13 protein-coding genes are annotated in these 17,819 nt (G+C 71.3%); 6 read left to right on the top strand and 7 right to left on the bottom strand.

Annotation, left to right across the window (positions count from 1 at the left end):
* Positions 1–21: 21 nt before the first annotated feature.
* Positions 22–1,008, bottom strand: coding sequence for a hypothetical protein (locus D7X30_RS00110; protein WP_120560795.1), 987 nt, complete (start codon positions 1,006–1,008; stop codon positions 22–24).
* A 183-nt stretch (positions 1,009–1,191) separates the two neighbouring features.
* On the opposite strand from D7X30_RS00110, the gene D7X30_RS41840 reads away from it, so the two are divergent.
* The 3 genes from D7X30_RS41840 (at position 1,192) to D7X30_RS00095 (ending at position 5,319) form a co-directional block, all read left to right on the top strand.
* Positions 1,192–2,127: a hypothetical protein gene (locus D7X30_RS41840; RefSeq protein ID WP_158619169.1), complete on the top strand. Its 936-nt coding sequence runs from the start codon at positions 1,192–1,194 to the stop codon at positions 2,125–2,127.
* Positions 2,128–2,345: 218 nt separating this feature from the next.
* Complete coding sequence (locus D7X30_RS00100; protein ID WP_120560794.1) at positions 2,346–3,194, top strand: carboxypeptidase-like regulatory domain-containing protein; 849 nt, start codon at positions 2,346–2,348, stop codon at positions 3,192–3,194.
* 151 nt (positions 3,195–3,345) lie between these two features.
* Positions 3,346–5,319, top strand: a complete 1,974-nt coding sequence (locus tag D7X30_RS00095) for a cell wall metabolism sensor histidine kinase WalK (protein ID WP_147443052.1) — start codon at positions 3,346–3,348, stop codon at positions 5,317–5,319.
* Here the strand turns inward: D7X30_RS00095 and D7X30_RS00090 are convergent.
* Together D7X30_RS00090 and D7X30_RS00085 are read right to left on the bottom strand one after the other, a co-directional pair.
* Complete coding sequence (locus tag D7X30_RS00090; RefSeq protein WP_199724165.1) at positions 5,316–6,362, bottom strand: PD40 domain-containing protein; 1,047 nt, start codon at positions 6,360–6,362, stop codon at positions 5,316–5,318. The genes D7X30_RS00095 and D7X30_RS00090 overlap by 4 nt on opposite strands.
* Positions 6,363–6,438: 76 nt before the next feature.
* Positions 6,439–8,049, bottom strand: a complete 1,611-nt coding sequence (locus D7X30_RS00085; protein ID WP_120560791.1) for an N-acetylmuramoyl-L-alanine amidase — start codon at positions 8,047–8,049, stop codon at positions 6,439–6,441.
* A gap of 395 nt (positions 8,050–8,444) precedes the next feature.
* Between D7X30_RS00085 and D7X30_RS00080 the strand changes: the two genes are divergently transcribed.
* Together D7X30_RS00080 and D7X30_RS00075 are read left to right on the top strand one after the other, a co-directional pair.
* The gene (locus tag D7X30_RS00080; protein ID WP_120560790.1) at positions 8,445–9,182 is read left to right on the top strand and encodes a metallophosphoesterase; all 738 of its coding nucleotides are present in this window, start codon (positions 8,445–8,447) and stop codon (positions 9,180–9,182) included.
* Positions 9,183–9,352: 170 nt separating this feature from the next.
* Positions 9,353–9,934 carry a DUF2378 family protein gene (locus D7X30_RS00075; RefSeq protein ID WP_120560789.1) on the top strand — a complete coding sequence of 194 codons (582 nt, stop codon included), beginning with the start codon at positions 9,353–9,355 and terminating at the stop codon, positions 9,932–9,934.
* A 64-nt stretch (positions 9,935–9,998) separates the two neighbouring features.
* On the opposite strand, the gene D7X30_RS00070 is transcribed toward D7X30_RS00075, so the two are convergent.
* Both D7X30_RS00070 and D7X30_RS00065 read right to left on the bottom strand, forming a co-directional pair.
* Positions 9,999–11,015, bottom strand: a complete 1,017-nt coding sequence (locus D7X30_RS00070) for a hypothetical protein (RefSeq protein ID WP_120560788.1) — start codon at positions 11,013–11,015, stop codon at positions 9,999–10,001.
* Between the two features lie 400 nt (positions 11,016–11,415).
* Positions 11,416–13,413: a potassium transporter Kup gene (locus tag D7X30_RS00065; RefSeq protein ID WP_370051363.1), complete on the bottom strand. Its 1,998-nt coding sequence runs from the start codon at positions 13,411–13,413 to the stop codon at positions 11,416–11,418.
* Between the two features lie 183 nt (positions 13,414–13,596).
* Between D7X30_RS00065 and D7X30_RS00060 the strand changes: the two genes are divergently transcribed.
* On the top strand, positions 13,597–16,167 hold the full coding sequence (locus D7X30_RS00060) for a GAF domain-containing protein (RefSeq protein WP_120560786.1): 2,571 nt from the start codon (positions 13,597–13,599) through the stop codon (positions 16,165–16,167).
* Here the strand turns inward: D7X30_RS00060 and D7X30_RS00055 are convergent.
* Positions 16,164–17,180 (bottom strand): hypothetical protein, encoded by a 1,017-nt coding sequence (locus D7X30_RS00055; RefSeq protein WP_120560785.1) that lies wholly within the window; start codon positions 17,178–17,180, stop codon positions 16,164–16,166. The two genes, D7X30_RS00060 and D7X30_RS00055, sit on opposite strands and share 4 nt — an antisense overlap.
* Entirely contained in the window at positions 17,177–17,809 is a 633-nt protein-coding gene (locus D7X30_RS00050) for a hypothetical protein (RefSeq protein ID WP_120560784.1), read from the bottom strand. Before D7X30_RS00050 ends, D7X30_RS00055 begins: the two co-directional genes overlap by 4 nt.
* Between the last annotated feature and the right edge of the window lie 10 nt (positions 17,810–17,819).

The following is a 17,819-nucleotide window of genomic DNA, read 5'->3' as shown; positions in this document are numbered from 1 at the left end:
CTCCTGTGCTTCCCGCGGCGTTCAGCCCGGGAAGGACTCCGCGGCGTCGTCGCGCGGGGAGCGCAGGGCCAGGAACATCCCCGCGATGAGCAGCTGGGCCAGCGCCATGCCGGGGATGAAGCCCACGCAGCACGCGAAGACCCCCGCCAGCATGACGGCGCCCCCCGCGAACCCCACGCCCAGGATGCCCAGGCGATGACCGCGCGCGGCCTCCCAGCTGCGGCGCAGCACCTCCAAGGGCGAGGGCGGCGCGTCGTCGTACGCGAGCTCCGGCTGGACCAGGTACAGCGGCAGCGCCAGGTACGTGATGGGCCCCACCAGCACCAGGACCCCCAGCCCCATCACGCCGATCATGGGCGCCAGCGCGTTCGAGAGCTGGTCCGTTGAGGAGTCCAGGTCCACGCCGCTCAGCAGGCCCGTGCCCACGAGCGTAAGGATGGCCAGGACGCCCAGCAGGACCAGCGGCACCAGCACGATGACGAAGACGAGGAGCATCGTCAGCGTGTAGGGCACCGCCTTGTGCATCTGGCTGAAGAGGCGCGCCACGTCCGCGCGGCCGCCGTGCAGCACGTCGAAGCACACGCGCAGCAGGCCCAGCTGCACCAGGCCCTGCACCAGCTGCTGCGCCACCAGCCCCACCACGCCCAGCACCCCGGCGAGGACGACACTGTCCACCGCCGCGCCGATGCCCGTGGCCACGTTGATCAACAGCTGCGCGCCCAGGGACACGCCCAGGTAGACCAACACCGCGAGCGACAGCATGCCCCACTCGCGCTGGAACGCCGCCCAGCACACGTCCCACAGGTTGCTGAAGGTCCAGTCCTCCCGCCGCAGCGGGAACGTGGCGCCGGAGCGCTCCCGGCACGTGGGGCAGCGCGGCGACGCGCCGCCCTGGCTGCACGTGTCGCACGTGAAGTTGCCACAGCGGGCGCAGGTGCCCGTGGCCTCCCGCCCCGGGTGCAGCGCGCAGGACGCCCCCATCGCGCGTCCGAAATCCACATCCGACATCCGCATGCCTCCGAAGGCGCGGCGCCCCAGGGGCCGCGACCCGGGTGTCATATCAGGCGGGCCCCTCGCCTTCCCGGCGGGCGGGCGTTCCGGGTGAATTTCCGGGGAGGCGGGCCGTCATGGGGGCAGAGGTTGCGAAGCGGGACGCTTTGAGGGTCCACTTCCGCGACAGGAGACTTCTTCATGAACCGCTTGCTCGCCCTGGTCGTCCCCGTGGCCCTGCTGATGGGGACGGGCTGTGTCGTCGAGGCCCACTCGCATCGCCCCGTCCGCCGCGTGGCCTACGTCGCCCCCGCGCCCGTGGTGGAGTACCGGTTCGCCGGCGCGCACCCCGTCCCCGACGACTACGGCGGCGGCTGGTGCCCTGAGGACTACGCCCACGTCCACGACTACCAGCCGCCCCAGGCGTCCTACGTCTACACGGACAACGTCTACTACTACCGGGGCCCGACGGTGGTCTGGTACTGGGACTACCACCCCACCCCCAGCGGCGCGTACTGCAACTTCCACGGCCGCCACCAGCACGACTTCTACCCGCAGGGCTCGTGGGGCGCGGGCTACTCCTACGACCGCGGCACCCGGGGCTACCGCTGGAGCAACAGCCACTCGGCCTCCGCGGGCCCTGGCGGCCGTAACAACATCGCCCCCTCGCGGCCCGCGCCCGCTCCGGCCCCCGTCAACCAGGGCCGCAACCCGCCTCCCGGCGGCACGGGCACCGGCGCCCGGCCTCCCAGCGGCTCCGGCTGGGGCCGCGGCAACAACGTCGCTCCCTCCAACAACTCGCGGGACAACGACCGGGACAATGACCGGGACAACAGCCGCAACAGCGGCGGCTGGGACACCCCGGCCAGCAAGAGCCGCGACGACGACAAGGACAACAACCGCGGCAACCGCGGCAACAGCAACAGCGGGAGCAGCGGGAGCAGCGGGAGCGGCAATGGCCGGAGCAGCGGCGGCTGGAGCACCCCTCCCAGTGGCAACAGCGGCGGCGGCAGCAACAGCGGCAGCAGTGGCCGGAGCAGCGGCGGTAGCAGTGGAAGCAGCAGCGGCAGCAGCGGCGGCGGATGGAACACCGGCAAGAGCTCCGGCTCCTCCGGCAAGAGCGGGTCGGGCTGGTAGGCGCTCCGCCTCCTCATCCCTGGCGTGACCCGCGGCACCGGGCGCGGCCTTCCGTTTCCAGCGGAAGGCAGGCTCCCGGTGCCGACGTGTTTTCAACATCCGGAGGGCCCGGTGTCCGGTGCGTCCGGCCCGCGAGCGCGACGGTGCGTCATGCAGGGGACGGACGACACCGGGGGGCGGATTGCGTGCCCTCCCAGCCGTGAAGATGTTGCCGCCCGATGAAACACTACATTCGGGCGGCGGGTGGTGCCGTGCTCGGGCTGTTGGCGATGGCCTGTGGCGACGGCGGATTCACACCGGACCCCGGCGTGCGGACCGAGGACGCCGAGGCGGTGGACCTGGAAAACCTTCGCATCCTCGTGAGCGGCGAGGCACGCGTGTTCCCGGAGGCCGAGGGCGTGGCCGCGGCACCGGCGTCGCTCACCGGGATGGCGCTCACCGTGGAGGAGCCGCTGCGCGTGGCCGTCAACGACGCGGCCGCCACCTTCGCCACCGGAGAGGTGTCCGAGGACGGCGCCTTCCGCGTCACCGGCGTGCCCGTGCGCGACGTGCACCAGGGGCTCGCGGTGGGCCTCGTGCACGACGGCCTCGTGCGCAGCACCACGCTCGTCTACGACACCGCCTTCACCGGCACCCGGCCGCGCACGGACATCATCGATGCGCACGCGTGGGCCCTCCCCATCGCGTTCGTGGATCAGCTGGGCGCCGCCGTGGGTGCGCCGCGCCTTCAAGGCCACACCGGGGACCCGGAGGCCACCCTGGCCTCCGCGGGCTTCGTGCTGGGGCGCGTGGTGGACCTGAACGGTCAGCCCGTGAGCGGCGCGCGCGTGGCGTTGAACCGCGCCGAGCTGGCGGACCGCGTCTACTACCCGTCCGGTGACCTGACGTCCGTGGACACCGCGGGCACCGCGGCCCATGGGCTGTTCCTCTTCGTCCACTCCGGCGCCGGGGTGGCCTCCTTCCAGCTGTCCGTGGAAGGCACCGACACGTACGTGCCGCGCAACGTCGACGTGGGCCCGGGGCTGGGCGTCGTCCTCACCGTGTATCCAGGCCGCTACGCACCCTGACCCAACCCTGGACAGGTCGGACATCCCCGCCTAGGACGGACATCCTCCCAACCCCGGCGTCCCATTGCCGGGGGGGCCCCAGACACGTGATTGTTGTGGCAGGATGCAGGGCTGGCGTTCCGGGGGGACGCGGATGATGAGCGGCCGATCCATGCCACGAAGCACGGCGATGGTCCGTGCCCTTGCACGCAGCTCCGCGGCGGCCGCCTGCCTGGTGGGCCTGTTGGTGCTGGTGGGCTGGGCGTTGGATGTCATGGTCCTCAAGTCCATGGGCGCCGCGCTCCCCGCCATGCGCCCCAGCGCCGCGCTGGGGTTGATGCTGGGTGGGGCCGCGCTGGGCCTGCGGCTGCCGGCCACTCCCCCTCGCTTCCAACACCGGCTGGGCACCGCGCTCGCCCTGGCCACGGCCCTGCTGGGCGCGGCGAGCCTCGTGGATGGCGTCATCACCGGAGGCAACGGGGGGCTGGACGCGCTGTTCCTGCGCGTCTTCGGCGAGAACGGCGGCGCGGCGCCCGGCATCGCGCCGTCGCCCCTGACGGCGCTGTGCCTGATGCTCCTGGGGCCGGCGCTGGCGCTGGTGGACCGGGGCCATCCGCAGCGGCTGTCGTGGTCGGACGCGCTGGTGGTGCTCGCGCTGATGGCGGCGCTGACGGGGCTCAATGGCTTCCTGCTGGGCCCGCTGGTGACGCCCGTCGCTGCTCCGTTCTTCCAGGAGCGCAGCATGGGGCTGCACACCACCTGCGTGCTGATGCTGCTGGCCATGGGCACGCTGTGCGCCCGGCCGGAGCTGGGGCTGATGGCGCGGCTCACGCGGGACACGCTGGGCGGCTTCGTGGCCCGGCGGCTGGTGCCGGTGACGCTGCTGGGGCCGCCGGTGCTGGGGCTGACGCTGGTGTTGATCCACCTGACGGGCTGGCTCAGCCACGACGCGAAGCTGCCCCTCTTCGCCACGGTGGTGGCCGCCGGCGGCGTCACGCTGGTGCTGCTGGCGGCGCGAGCGCTGGACGTGCTGGACACCGAACGCATGCGGGCCACGGCCGCGCTGGAGTCCTCCGAGGAGCGCTTCCGCACCTTCCTGGACACCGCGCCGGACCCCATGGTGGTGGTGGACGCCACCGGCCGCGTGCGCTTCGCCAACGCGGAGGCGGAGCGCGTCTTCGGCTACCGCCGGGAGGCCCTGCTGGGCCGCGAGGTGGAGCTGCTGGTGCCGGAGGGGCTCCATGGCCCGGCCGCCGCTGGAGAGGGCCCGGGGCGCGCCACGGGCGGGCGGCTGGTGTCCGGCCAGAGGCAGGACGGCACCAGCGTGCCGCTGGAGGTGCGGCTGAGCCCGCTGGAGGGCGAGGACGACGCCACGCGCATCGCCATCCTGCGTGACGTCACCGAGCGCCGGGACCTGGAGAAGCTGCGCGAGGAGTACGTGGGGCTCATCTCCCACGACCTGCGCAACCCGCTGAACACCATCAACCTGCGCGCCCACCTGCTCCAGCGCGCGCTGCACGAGCGGAAGCTGGAGCGCGAAGGCATCATGGCCCAGGCCATCATCCACAACGTGGAGTGGATGAGCACGATGATCGAGGAGCTGCTGGAGGGTTCGCGGCTGGAGTCCGGCCGGGTGAACCTGCGCCGCGAGGCGCGTGACCTGGGCCGCTTCCTGGCGGAGGTGCTGGAGCGCGACGTGCCGCCCGACGCGCGCGAGCGCTTCCGGCTGCACCTGGCGGATCCGCTGCCACCGGTGCCCATGGACGCCGCGCGGCTGGAGCGCGTGGTGACGAACCTGCTGACCAACGCGCTCAAGTACAGCCCCAAGGGGACACCGGTGGACGTGCGGCTCTCCGCCGCGCACGACCACGCCGTGGTGTCGGTGACCAACCAGGGCGCGGGCCTGTCCCCCCGGGACGCGGCGCGCCTGTTCGACAAGTACTACCGCACGGAGGACGGCCGCTCGGCGGACGGCAAGGGGCTGGGGCTGGGGCTCTACATCAGCCGGCTCATCGTGGAGGCCCACGGCGGCCACATCTGGGTGGAGAGCGAGCCGGACCGGGGCGTCACCTTCTTCTTCAGCGTGCCCCTGGAAGCCCCCGCCGCCCCCACGGCGCCCGAACCGCTGCGCCAGCGCGCGGGCTAGCGCGGCACGAACCAGCGCGGCAGCCAGTCCGCGCCCTTCGCCGTGGTGAGCCGCGTCTGGCCGGTGCCGTCCGGGCGCATGAGGTACAGGTCCGTGTCGCCGTCTCGCTCGGACACGAACACCAGCGCCTTGCCGTCCGGGCTCCACGCCGGCATGTCGTCGCGGTGCTGTCCGTCCGTCAGCGCCACCGGCGCGCCGCCCGTCACGTCCGCCACCCAGATGCGGCTCTTGCCATCCGCGAGCCGGGCCACGTACGCAACACGCTTGCCGTCCGGGCTGAAGACCGCCTCGCGCTCGTCACCCGCGAAGCCCTCTCCGGACAGGGCGCGCAGGTCCGCGCCGTCCGCGCGCACCAGGTACATGCGCTCCTTGCGCTCGCGGTTGCTCACGAACAACAGCCACTTGCCGTCCGGACTCCACTGCGGCGTCCGGTCCTCCATGTAGAACGTGGTGATGCGGCGGGGCTCACCCGTGCCGTCCGCGCGGAAGACGTAGACCTCCGGGTCCCCGTCACCGCTGCACACGCACGCCACCTCCGTGCCATCCGGAGACACCGCGGGCTCGAAGCAGCCTGCCTTCACGTGCGTCAGCCGCGTGTCCACCGCGTTCGCCGCGGGCAGCACGCGCACCACGTCGCTGAAGCCCTGCGCGTCGGACTCCGCCACGAGCCACGTGCCGTCCGGCGCCCAGCTCGCGTTGCGCGCGCGGGGCCGGGGCGGATGCAGCGCCACCTGGCGGCCTCCCTCGAGCGGCTGCAGGCGCAGCTGCTGGAAGACGCGCCCGTTCGCCTCGCCCGATGCAATCACCAGCAGCATGCGGCCGTCCGGCGACGGCGGGCCGGGGTACTCGTCCTCCGGCGCGGAGGTGACCTGCGTCTCTTCTCCAGCGGGCGTCACCCGCCAGACGTCCTTCTGTCCCGCCCTTTCGGAGAGGAAGACGATGGTGCCCGGCAGGGCCCGCCGCTCCGCCTCCGACAGGGCGCCGGGCACCGGGGCTCCGCCAGCGCCGCCGCAGCGGCCCTGACAGCCCATGGCGCCCAGCATGGCGAGCACGGCCCACCACCGCCGTGCCCGCGAGGGCCCGGAACGCTTCCGCCGTTCAAGGCCCTCGTGCCTCACGTCAGCGCACCCGGACGGCGTCGGCCATGACCACGAAGCCCGGGGTCGTCCAGCGGCTCAGCTGCACCTTGTTCCAGCCGGCGCTGAAGCTGAACGTGCCCAACTGCACCCACTTGCCTCCGTTGGCCTGCTGGTTGACGGACACGCGGCCCACCTCGGTGCCCGCCGCGTTGTAGGCGATGAACGGCGCCGTGGCGGAGCGGTTCGTGCCCGCCACCCACCAGGCGTCAATCGTGCGCGTCTGCGCGGTGGGCAGGTAGAACTCGAACGAGGCCGGCGCGGAGATGGCCTCCGTGGCCGCGTAGAAGTAGCCGCTGCCGTAGTAGCCAGCGCTCGTGCCCTCCGACCAGTTCCCCGTCAGCGAGAGCCTCGCCTTGGACGCGTCGTTGTTGGCGCTGTTGCTGTCGATGATGATCTCACCCGTCGGCTGCGCGGTGCCGCAGTAGCTGTTCACCTTGCTGAGGTACGTGGACCACGGCCAGTTGGGGCCCGGGTCCGTGCGATTCGCCGGCTGCAGCTTGCCGTGCGCCACGATGTGGTAGCTGTCCTTCACGATAGAGTTGTCGCGCGCGATGTCGCACGACAGCTTCGCGGACGCGTCAATCTGCCCGGCCGGGAAGGACGTCTGGCTGGCGTAACCGCCGTGCTCGATGCCGATGGTGAAGTTGTTGGACTGCACGCCGTTGAGCCACGCCTCCTTGCCACCGTTGAGCGACGAGTCGTAGTTCGCGCCGATGTGGTAGGCCCGGTGCGCCTCGCGCACCAGCTGGGAGATTTCGGAGCCGCTCTCGTTCACCACGTAGTGCGCGCTCACGCCCGCGGCGCTGTTGGTGAGCCAGCTCCAGCACGAGCCGTAGGAGCCCTCACAGGTGTGGATGATGATCATCAACGGGTTGTGCGACCTGCTCGTGCTGTAGTTGCCCGACGGCGCCGCGCGCCAGATGGACGACGCGTAGTCCGGGCCCGCCGCCATGGCGCGCACCTGGGGACGCGCGAACTTCGCCTCCACCTTCACGGGCTCCAGCGACACGGCCACCGAGCCGTCCTGGTTGAGCTCCACCGCGCCCTCGTTCATCACCGCGTACACAGAGCGGTGCACGTGCTCCGCCTGCGCCTCCGGGTTGGTGATGCCGCTCAGCTCGGCCACCACCGGCGCCCACGCGGACAGGTCTCCGCGCTCCACCTTCGCGTCCGTGGCCAGTTGGGACAGCCGCGCCGCGCCCGCGCGCAGGTTGGACAGCGCGTCCGTGCGCGCCGCATCCACCGTCACGCCCGCCAGCGCCGCGCCCTGCTCCAGGTCCTCACCGCGCAGCGCCATCAGACCGAACGCCGGCTGCTGGCCCGGGAACTCCGCCTCGCCCCGCACCATCTGCCAGCGCGTCTCCGCGTAAGAGACCGCCTTGAGCAGCTCCACCGGGACGTTGAACTCCTGGGCGGCCTGCGCGAACAGCGGGTCCAGCTCACGCGGCAGCGTGCTGCCCGCCGTGTCCGTGGAGGGCTGCGACGGCGTCTCGGCCGGAGGGGCCTCGGGGGGCTGCTGCGCCTGGGGACCGCACGCGGAAAGCACCAGGGCGACGGCCGCCGCCGCGAAGGGATTGCGGAAGGTTGACATGAGGGGACTCCAAAGTCGGGGGAGGGACTCCACGCCTTCTCAGCACCGTGCGTGCCAGCCGCTTCCATCCCGTCACCTTCGTCCAGTTTTCTTCCGCGACCGGTGCATGCATGCTCCACCCGCACCCGGCGCGCGGCGTTCCTCGTGACTTCAAACACCTGAAATCACGGAATTACTTACATCGCGGGACCCGCTGTTTCACGCGGAGTCCGAGATGGTGCATGGGTGCCGCACTGCCGTATTTCAGGACATCCGTGACGTAACGTTTTGTTACACCATTTCTTGTATTAATCACTATTTGAACCCTTGGCGGACCGCGACGAAAAGCCGTCCGGGCGCGCGCCGCGCTGGAAGGGCCGACATGGGGCCAGGGCATCCGCTATGACGCCAGCATCATGCGGCTCTTCGGTATTGGCGACACGCACCTGCCCTCCACCCGGCAGAAGGACATGCACCGCTTCGGCTGGACGGACCACCCGCTGCCCTTGCAGCGCGCGTGGGACGAGCGGGTGCGGCCGGAGGACGCGGTCATCGTCGCGGGCGACATCTCCTGGGCCACCCGTGCCCACGAGGTGATGGAGGACCTGGCGTGGCTGGACGCGCGACCGGGGCGCAAGGTTCTGGTGCGCGGCAACCACGACTACTGGTGGGGCGACTCCGCGTCCAAGCTGCGCAAGCTGCTGGAGCCGTTCCGCACGCTGGAGGGCTTCCTCCACAACAACGCGGTGGTGATGGGCCCGTGGGTCATCGCCGGCACGCGGCTGTGGACCGCTCCGGAAGCGCCGCCCATGCCCGGAGGGGAGATGGGCGACGAGCAGGGGGATTCCGGCTACGTGGAGCGCGAGACGCGCCGGCTCAACACGTCGCTGGAGGACGCGCTCAAGAAGGAGGCGGCCTCCCCCACGCCGCTCACCCGCATCGTCGCGGTGCACTTCCCGCCCGTGTACGCGAACGAGCGGGCCACCGCCTTCAGCGCCCCCATCGAAGCGTTCGCCCCCAAGGTGTGCGTGTACGGCCACCTGCACTCGAGCGGCATCCCCGCGGGCTTCACCGGCGAACGTGCGGGCGTGCGCTACGTGCTCGCGTCCTGCGACGCGGCCGGCTTCGCGCCGATGCTGCTGGACGAGCGCTGACGCCCTCCCCGGCTGGGAGCGAAAAGACCCTCTGAACCTGCCGCGTTGGCCCGGGCACCGGACATGGGAGGTCGGGACGGGTGCGACGCCCGGTGAAGCGCTTTGTCGACAGGTGAAAAGAGGCCGTTAAGCTGGCCCCGGGTTCGCCCGTGAACCAAGGAGTGGAAGTCATGCCGTCGGACAAGGCCGAACTCGCCGCCCGGATCGCCATCCTCCAGTCGGGGGACTCCATCCGTGGACTCATCTTCAAGTCCGTCTTCGGCCTGGTGCAGCAGCACGCGGGCGCCATCGGAATGGAGAAGCTGCGCGTGGGGGAGCTGAACCACGACTACGCGGAGCTGCGCTCGTACCCGGCGCGGGAGTTCCTCACGCTGCTGTACAGCGCGGCGGACGTGCTGGAGGGCGCGCTCGGCGCCCAGGACGCGGTGTTCCACGCGTGCGGCGAGGTGAGCATCACCCGCTACTCCACCGGGCCGGGGATGCTGGTGTTCGGCATCATCTCCCGGGGCGACCCCCAGAAGCTCTTCGCGGGCGCGCAGATGGCGTACAGCGCGGCGGTGTCCTACGGCAACCGCGAGTACCTCACGACGGGCCCCAAGTCCGGCACCCTGCGCATGCGCCGGGACATGATGCCGCCCGCGTACCACGTGGGCATCCTCACCGGTTCGCTCAAGGTGCTGGGGCTGACGGGCAAGGCCACCGCGAAGCCGCAGGGCATCGACCGCGTGGACTACGACATCGAGTGGACCTGACGCGGGACGCGGGGCCGCGCGTCGGCAGCGCTTCGGGTGCGCTCCCAGCGGACTTCAGGGGACTTCAGTCGACGCGGGTGTAGGTCACGTCCAGCTGCGCCACCACGCGCTCGCCCACGGACGCCCAGCAGGCGAAGGTGTGGTCCGCGCCGCGCACGCAGGTGCGGTGCGCGCCGAACACCACCGTCTGGCCCGCGTAGGCCAGGCTGTCCGCGGACAGCTTCACGTCCTTGGCCACGAAGCGGGCGCCGGGCGCGCGCTCCAGCGCGCGGCCCAGCGTGGTCGCCATGCGCGTCATGCCGCCCGCGACGACGGCCACCGGCATCACCGGGTGCATGGCGAAGTGGCCCTTGCACAGCTCCGGGGTGACGACGAGCGACGAGCTCATCAGGTCGCCCTCCATGCGGAAGTCCTTGAGGTCCAGCGGCTTGCTGTACGGGTTCTGCCGCAGCTTCGCCCACTCCTCCGGGGTGCGCTGCACGGTGTCCGCGGGGCGCGGCTCGCGGCGCATCTCCTGGCGCGCCTCGCCGAACAGGCGGGTGAAGGCGGCGGCGGACAGCACGTTGTAGTCCACCTCAAGCTTGAACAGCGGCGTGCCGTCCGACGAGGACAAGAGCGTGCGCGCCGTGCAGGTGCGCTTGCCGGTGTACTCCGCCTGCGCCAGCGCCCAGAGCATGTCCGTGGCGCGCTCCTGCGCGGTGGGCTGCAGCCACTGACCGCGCGCCGCGCTGGCCAGGTAGAAGTGCTGCCCGTCCTTGGGCGCCACCAGCGCCGCGCCGCACGAGCCCAGGATGGCCAGGTGCCGGCCCGCCTCGCCCAGGCCCAGCGGCATCGCCTCCGCGTCCGGCGCCATCTGCACCGGCACGCGCGCCACCACCTCACCCGGCAGCACCGTCACGTCCTTCAGCGCGAAGTACGGATCACGCACGCAGATGCGCGGGTACAGCTCCTGGGCGCTCAGCACCGTGTACGGCGCCGCATCCGACAGGGGCATCCGGGGCTCGGCCATCCACGGCATGACGGGCTTCACCGGAGAGATGGCCGGGGACGACACGGGGGCGGGGGCGATGGCCTGGAGCATGGAAGGGCTGACCTCGTTTCAGACGCCGGGTGCCGGGGGACACCTGGCCGCAGGGTAACCAAGTTCTATTACGCCGGGACAGTACTTTTCCCTGCCCCGCGAAAAGATTCTCGATTCATCGACGAAAGTGTTGCTGCCCTGCCGTATTTTTCTATCTGAACCGGAAAAAACGGACGGGGGCGGTGTAATTTGAAGCAGGCAAGCCCCTGCGTAAAGGGCTGTGTGGCAGCCAGTTCCCGACACCCCCGGGTCGGAACAACCCCTCCCTCAAGAGCCCTGCCCATGTATTTTCAGGCGGTTACGAGGCGGAATAAACCTCAAGCCCTGTAAAACACGTGCAACACCAGCCGAGTAGCTTTTCTACTCCCGGGGTGAAGTCCCGGTGCGGCAAGGCTTTGGATTACAGCTCCACCTGACTGCCCAGCTCCACCACGCGGTTGGGCGGAATCCGGAAGTAGGCGGTGGCGCTGCGGGCGTTGCGGCTCATCCAGGTGAAGAGGGCCTCGCGCCAGACGGCCATGCCGGGCTTCTTGGTGGGGATGAGCGTTTCGCGGCCCAGGAAGAAGCTGGTTCCCATGAGCTGGAACTGGAGGCCCTTCTCCCGGCAGCGCTTGAGGATGTCCGGGATGCTGGGGTTCTCCATGAAGCCGTAGCGGGCCACGACGCGCACGAAGCCCTGCTCCAGGGGCTCCACTTCCACGCGCTCCTGGGCCACCACGTGGGGGATCTCCTCCGAGATGATGGTGAGCAGCACCACCTGCTCATGAAGAACCTTGTTGTGCTTGAGGTTGTGCAGGAGCGCGGGCGGGGTGCCTTCCGGGTTGCCCGTCATGAAGATGGCGGTGCCGGGCACGCGCACGGGCGGGTGGTCCCCGAAGCTGCCCAACAGGTCCTTGAGGCCCAGGCTGGCCGCGCGCAGCTTGCCGGCGAGGATGTCCCGGCCGCGCTTCCAGGTGGTCATCAGCGTGAAGATGCAGACGGCGAGCAGCAGCGGGAACCAGCCGCCGTCCGCGATCTTCGCCGCGTTGGCGCCGAAGAAGGCCAGGTCCACCAGCATGAAGAGGCTGGCGATGGGCAGGGCCACGGAGCGGCGGACGCCCCAGCGCTCCCGGGCCACCACGTAGGCCAGCACGGTGGTGATGCCCATGGTCGTCGTCACCGCGATGCCGTACGCGGCCGCCAGCCGGCTGGAGGAGCCGAAGCCCAGCACCAGCGCGATGACGCCCACCAGCAGCGCCGCGTTGATGCCGGGCAGGTAGATCTGCCCCATCTCCTCCGCGGACGTGTGCACCACCTCCATGCGCGGGCAGTAGCCCAGCTGCATGGCCTGCCGGGTGGTGGAGAAGGAGCCGGAGATGAGGGCCTGCGACGCGATGACGGCCGCGGCGGTGGACAGGGCGACCAGCGGGTACAGGGCCCAGTCCGGGGCCAGGAGGAAGAAGGGGTTGCGGGCGGCCTCCGCGTGGCGCAGCAAGAGCGCGCCCTGGCCCAGGTAGTTGAGCACCAGCGACGGCAGCACCAGCAGGAACCAGGCCCGCCGGATGGGCCCCGCGCCGAAGTGGCCCATGTCCGCGTAGAGCGCCTCGCCGCCCGTCACCACCAGGATGACGGCGCCCAGCACCAGGAAGCCGTGCCACCCGTTGTCCATGAAGAACTGCACGCCGTGCACGGGCGACAACGACCAGAGCACCGCGGGGTTGTGCAGCAGCTCCTTCACGCCCAGCACCGCCAGCACCAGGAACCACACGGTCATCAGGGGACCGAACACCGTGCCGATGCCGCCCGTGCCCTTGCGCTGCACCATGAACAGCAGCAGCAGGATGACGAGCGAGATGGGAATCACGTACGGCTGGAAGACGGGGGTGGCCACGCTCAGGCCCTCCACCGCGCTCATCACGGAGATGGCCGGGGTGATGACGCCGTCGCCGTAGATGAGCGCCGCGCCGAAGAGGCCCAGGGTGATGAGCACGGGCCGCGCGCGGTGTGACTGGCCCCGGGGCCGGTGCATCGCCAGCGCCATCAGCGCGAGGATGCCGCCCTCGCCCCGGTTGTCCGCGCGCATCACGAAGATGATGTACTTCACCGACACGACGATGATGAGCGACCACACGATGAGCGACAGCACGCCCAGGACGTTGGCCGGCGTCGGCGTGACGCCGTGCGCTCCGGTGAAGCATTCGCGCAGCGCGTAGAGCGGACTGGTTCCAATGTCTCCGTAGACGATGCCTAGCGCGCTCAGGGCGAGCATCGCGATGCGTTTGGGAGATTCCGGCCCCTCCGAAGGGGCGGCCGGTGATTCCGAGGGTGCGTTCACGGCCCCCGCTTTAGCCGAACCCGTGCCCGGAGCAACCGGCGCCTTGCCGCTCCTTTGGTTTCCAACCGCCACAGGTGTTCCCATGTGCGCGCTTGAGCGCCCTGCCCTCGGGGGTGCCGGGCCGCGGAACGAGGCAGGTGCCCGCCACCAACGCTTCCGGTGGGTGGGTGTCGAGCATCCGCAGAAGTCAGGGATGGCGGGACCTGGGACGCAGAGCGCCGCGAGCGGGGGCATGCTCCCATGGCGGGTGCAACGGGGGGACGTGGCATGACGATGGTCGCAACCAGACTGGGGGAGGCGCGGCAGTACGGGGCGCGGCTTCCGGAGATTGAAGAGCGGCTGGCGCTGCTGGCGGAGGCCTCGCGGGTGCTGGCGGACGCGTCGCTGGAGCCCCCGGCGGTGATGGAGCGGCTGTGCGGGTTGGTGGTGCCCTTGTTGGGCTCCGCGTGCGCGCTGCGGCTGTTGTCGGAGGACGGGTTGTGGCTGCGCACGGTGGCGTCGGCGGCGGCGGTGCCGGAGGCGCGCGTGCGGCTGCAGGCGCTGTTCTCCCAGCGGGTGCGCGCGGACGAAGGCGTGGCGGCGGAGGTGCTGGACACGGGCGTGGCGCAGGGGGTGGAGGCGGTGCTGGTGCTGCCGCTGCGGGCCCGGGGGCGCGCGCTGGGGACGCTGACGGTGTGGCGGGAGGCGCCGGAGCCGGCGTCTTTCGATTCAGCGGAGCAGTTGCTGCTCCAGGAGCTGGCGGACCGGGCGGCGCTGGCGCTGGACGTGGCGCGGGCGTACGCGTCCGAGCGGCTGGCGCGGCAGGCGGCGGAGGTGGCGGCGGGAAGGCTCGCGCGGCTGCAGCACGTCACCGCGGAGCTGTCGGAGGCGCTCACCGCGGCGCGCGTGGCGGAGGTGGTGCTGGAGCAGGGATTGGCGGTGGCGGACGCGAAGGCCGGGGCGCTGTGGGGCGTGGCGCCGGACGCGACGAGCGCCTCGCTGCTGCGCTGCGCGGGCTGCACGCCGGACGCGGCGGAGCGGCTGAAGCGGATGCCCCTGGAGGGGGACTCGCCGGTGGCGCGGGTGCTGCGCGAGTCGCGGCCGGTGTGGCTGCCGGCGGAGGACGCGCTGTCGGGGTCGGAGCGGCCAGCGACCTCGTCCGCGTGTCTGCCGCTGGTGGCGGACGGGCGGGTGCTGGGGGCGCTGGTGTTCACCTTCGGCCTGCCGCACGGGTTCGACGACGACGAGCGGGCCTTCCTCCAGCTGGTGGCGCACCACGCGGCGCAGGCGCTGGCGCGGGCGCGGCTGTTGGAGCGCGAGCAGCGGGCGCGGGCGGCGCTTCGCGAAGCGCACGGGACGCTGGAGGCCATCATCCAGGCGAGCCCCACGGCCATCATGCTGCTGGACCCGGACGGCACGGTGCGGCTGTGGAATCCGGCCGCGGAGCGGATGCTGGGGTGGACGGCGGAGGAGGTGCTGGGGAAGGTGTTGCCTGCGGTGCCGCCGGAGCACTGGGAGGCGTTCCGCCAGGGCCTGGAGCGCGCCACGCGGGGCACGGTGCTGGATGGCGCACCGCTGGCGGCGCGGAGGCGCGACGGTGGCGCGGTGCAGGTGGCCATGTGGACGGGGCGCGTGCACCCGGCGAGCGGCCCGCCGCAGTGCCTGAGCGTGATGGTGGACATCACCGAGCGCCAGCGCGGCGAGGCGGCGCAGCGCTTCCTCGCGGAGGCCGGCGGGGTGCTGGCGGGGAGCCTGGAGGAGGAGGAGACGCTGGAGCGCGTGGCGCACCTGGCGGTGCCGCAGTACGCGGAGGCCTGCGGCGTGTTCCTGGAAGACGAATCCGGCGGCGTGCGCTGCGTGGCCACGGCGGGCGTCGAGGACGGAGAGGTGCCGCCCCCGGGGCTCGCGGTGGTGGCGCGGGTCGTCCAGTCCGGGAGGCCGGAGTCGCGCTCGGGGCTGTCGGAGGGGGACCCGTCGTACGCGCGGGCGGGCGGGACGTGCGCGTACCTGTGCGTGCCGCTGCGGGTGCGCGGGCACACGCTGGGGGCGCTGACGTTCGTCACGTCGAAGGGGGCGTACGACGCGCACGACCTGGCGCTCGCGCAGGAGCTGGCACGGCGGGCGGCGCTGGCGCTGGACAACGCGAGCCTCTACCGGGACGCGCGCCAGGCCATCCGCCTGCGCGAGGAGTTCCTGTCCATCGCGAGCCATGAGTTGAAGACGCCCATCAGCGCGCTGCAGCTCCAGGTGCAGAGCCTGCTGGCGGGACTGAATCGGTCGGGAGCGGCCTTCGACCCGGAGCGGCTCAAGCGCGGGCTGGAGCGGGTGGACCGGCAGGTGAAGCGGCAGACGCTGCTGGTGAACGACCTGCTGGACGTGTCTCGCTTGAGCGCGGGGAAGCTGGAGCTGGTGCTGGAGCCCCTGGAGCTGGGGGCGCTGGTGCGCGAGGTGGCCGAGCGCTTCGAGCAGGAGTACGCGCGCTCGGGCACTCCGCTGGAGCTGTCGCTGGCGCCGGAGGTGCTGGGGCAGTGGGACCGGCTGCGGTTGGATCAGGTCTTCACCAACCTGTTCTCCAACGCGCTGAAGTACGGGCGGGGCAACCCGGTGCACGTGTCGCTGGAGGCGGAGGACGACCGGGCCCGGCTGCGGGTGAAGGATGGCGGCATCGGCATCGCGAAGGAGCACCTGCCGCGCCTGTTCCACCGCTTCGAGCGCGCGGTGTCCGAGCGCAACTACGGCGGCTTCGGGCTGGGGTTGTGGATCGCCCGCCAGATCGTGGAGGCGATGGGCGGCCACATTGAGGTTGAGAGCGTCCTGGGCGAGGGCTCCACGTTCATCGTGGAGCTGCCGCGAGGCTAGCGATGGAAGGCGGGGAGGCCTTCCGCGATGAAGCCGCAGCCGCGCTGGGACTCGCGGCGGTGGAGGACGTGGCAGCGCTCGGGGGTGGAGCAGTCGGTGTCGTGGGTGCAGGGCTGGAAGCAGTAGCCGCTGACCTCATCGCAGGTGAGGCCCAGGCCGCATGGAGTCTTGTCATCACAGCGGGTGCGGCACTCGAAGGCCTCGGTTTCGAGGGTGGGCTCGGCGAAGCCGCGCAGGCAGTCCTGGTTCGCGGCGCAGGGCGAGGCGTCCAGGCAGGCGGGGCCCACGAAGGGGCGGCAGATGGGCACTTCGCCCGGGTAGTCCGTCTCGCAGCGTTCGCCCTGCGGACAGGCGCGGTCGCGGCAACTGGGGACGCAGGCGCCGCGGACGCGGTAGGGATTGGGGGCGCACTCGGTGCCGGTGGCGCAGGCGTTTGCGTCGTGAACGTCGCACGGTGGGCCGCAGAACTCATGGACGCAGAGGAGCCCCGGAGCGCAGCGGCCCTCCAGCTCACGTGAGTACCCGGTGCAGCGCTCTCCCGCGCGCAGCTTTCCCCGCGGCACGCAGCGCCGGAGGACCTGGCCCGAGGCGGAGGTGTCCACGGGGTGGCAGGTGTCGGACGGGGTGCAGTCCGACGCGTCGTCGCAGAAGCGGTGCAGGGGCTGGCAGTGGCGAAAGCCGAAGTCCGGGTGATGCGCGCACACGGTGTCGGCGGGGCACGCGTCGTCCGAGTCGCAGCGGTCCTCGCAGGTGAGGGAGCCCTGGGTATCCGCGTGGCAGTTGGAAGGGACGTTCGACAGGCGGATGCCGGTGCTCAGCACGACGACGTCAGGAGGTTCGCTCCCTTCGCTGTCCGGGTCGTCGCTGGATTCGAGGTGCAGGCGGACGGGCTCGTCCGACAGGTCCGCCTGCGCGGTGAGGTCCGGTCCGGGCCACGCGAGCCACACGCCCGTGCCCACGGCGGTCACGAGCGCGGTGAAGGCGATGAGGAGGCAGAGCTTGCGTGGAGTCACAGGTCGAGCACCTGCTGCATCCAGCGCTGGCTTTCCTCGTCCCGGGTCACGAGTCCGTCGAAGCGGCCCGCGCGCATCATCTCCACGAGGGCCGTGTCCTGTGCGACACGTTCGGGTTCGAAGCGCGGGAAGTCCATGTCATCCCATGCGTCCGGAGAGGGCGTTGTCCCCATCGCTACGCTTTCGATGCTCCGGGCATAGGCATCGAAGAAACGGTCGAGATTCGATGCGACCGGGAGGACTTCCTTCTCGATGTGGTCATCGATGAAGACCACGGGTTGCAGGCCCAGCGAGTCCGCCAGCCCGGGCACGAGCGCGAACCGATACGCCAGGCTGGGGACTTGACCAAACACGAGACACGAAGGGAAAGGAGCCGCTCCCTGCTCCCGGAGCGTCCTGTTGATGGCCACCACTCCGTGCGCTCCTTCCGGGGCGTAGAGGACAAGCTCGGCCAGCCGCGCGTCCCCTACCCGCCTGAAGACGGCTGCGAGCAGGGGATCCAGGGGCTGCCCCGGGAACAGCTCCCGGCCCGTCGAGTCTTCCGTGGAGGCAATCCCCAGCCGCAACGGCAGCCGCTGTTCGCGGCACCGTGCCATCAGACGCTCAAGCCCCTTGAGTGAGGACTCCATCCACGCTCCC

Source organism: Corallococcus sp. AB011P, assembly GCF_003611605.1.
In the GTDB taxonomy this organism is placed as follows: domain Bacteria; phylum Myxococcota; class Myxococcia; order Myxococcales; family Myxococcaceae; genus Corallococcus; species Corallococcus coralloides.
The sequence above is the reverse complement of the archived record's forward strand: the minus strand, read 5'-3'. Positions and strand labels throughout refer to the sequence as shown.

Excerpts from the sequence above, each read along its gene's own strand:
- D7X30_RS41840 (WP_158619169.1), top strand. The coding sequence starts at position 1,192 with ATGAACCGCTTGCTCGCCCTGGTCGTCCCCGTGGCCCTGCTGATGGGG.
- D7X30_RS00085 (WP_120560791.1), bottom strand. The coding sequence starts at position 8,049 with ATGTCAACCTTCCGCAATCCCTTCGCGGCGGCGGCCGTCGCCCTGGTG.
- D7X30_RS00100 (WP_120560794.1), top strand. The coding sequence starts at position 2,346 with ATGAAACACTACATTCGGGCGGCGGGTGGTGCCGTGCTCGGGCTGTTG.
- D7X30_RS00080 (WP_120560790.1), top strand. The coding sequence starts at position 8,445 with ATGCGGCTCTTCGGTATTGGCGACACGCACCTGCCCTCCACCCGGCAG.
- D7X30_RS00060 (WP_120560786.1), top strand. The coding sequence starts at position 13,597 with ATGACGATGGTCGCAACCAGACTGGGGGAGGCGCGGCAGTACGGGGCG.
- D7X30_RS00050 (WP_120560784.1), bottom strand. The coding sequence starts at position 17,809 with ATGGAGTCCTCACTCAAGGGGCTTGAGCGTCTGATGGCACGGTGCCGC.
- D7X30_RS00095 (WP_147443052.1), top strand. The coding sequence starts at position 3,346 with ATGCCACGAAGCACGGCGATGGTCCGTGCCCTTGCACGCAGCTCCGCG.
- D7X30_RS00110 (WP_120560795.1), bottom strand. The coding sequence starts at position 1,008 with ATGTCGGATGTGGATTTCGGACGCGCGATGGGGGCGTCCTGCGCGCTG.
- D7X30_RS00090 (WP_199724165.1), bottom strand. The coding sequence starts at position 6,362 with ATGCTGGGCGCCATGGGCTGTCAGGGCCGCTGCGGCGGCGCTGGCGGA.
- D7X30_RS00065 (WP_370051363.1), bottom strand. The coding sequence starts at position 13,413 with ATGGGAACACCTGTGGCGGTTGGAAACCAAAGGAGCGGCAAGGCGCCG.
- D7X30_RS00075 (WP_120560789.1), top strand. The coding sequence starts at position 9,353 with ATGCCGTCGGACAAGGCCGAACTCGCCGCCCGGATCGCCATCCTCCAG.
- D7X30_RS00070 (WP_120560788.1), bottom strand. The coding sequence starts at position 11,015 with ATGCTCCAGGCCATCGCCCCCGCCCCCGTGTCGTCCCCGGCCATCTCT.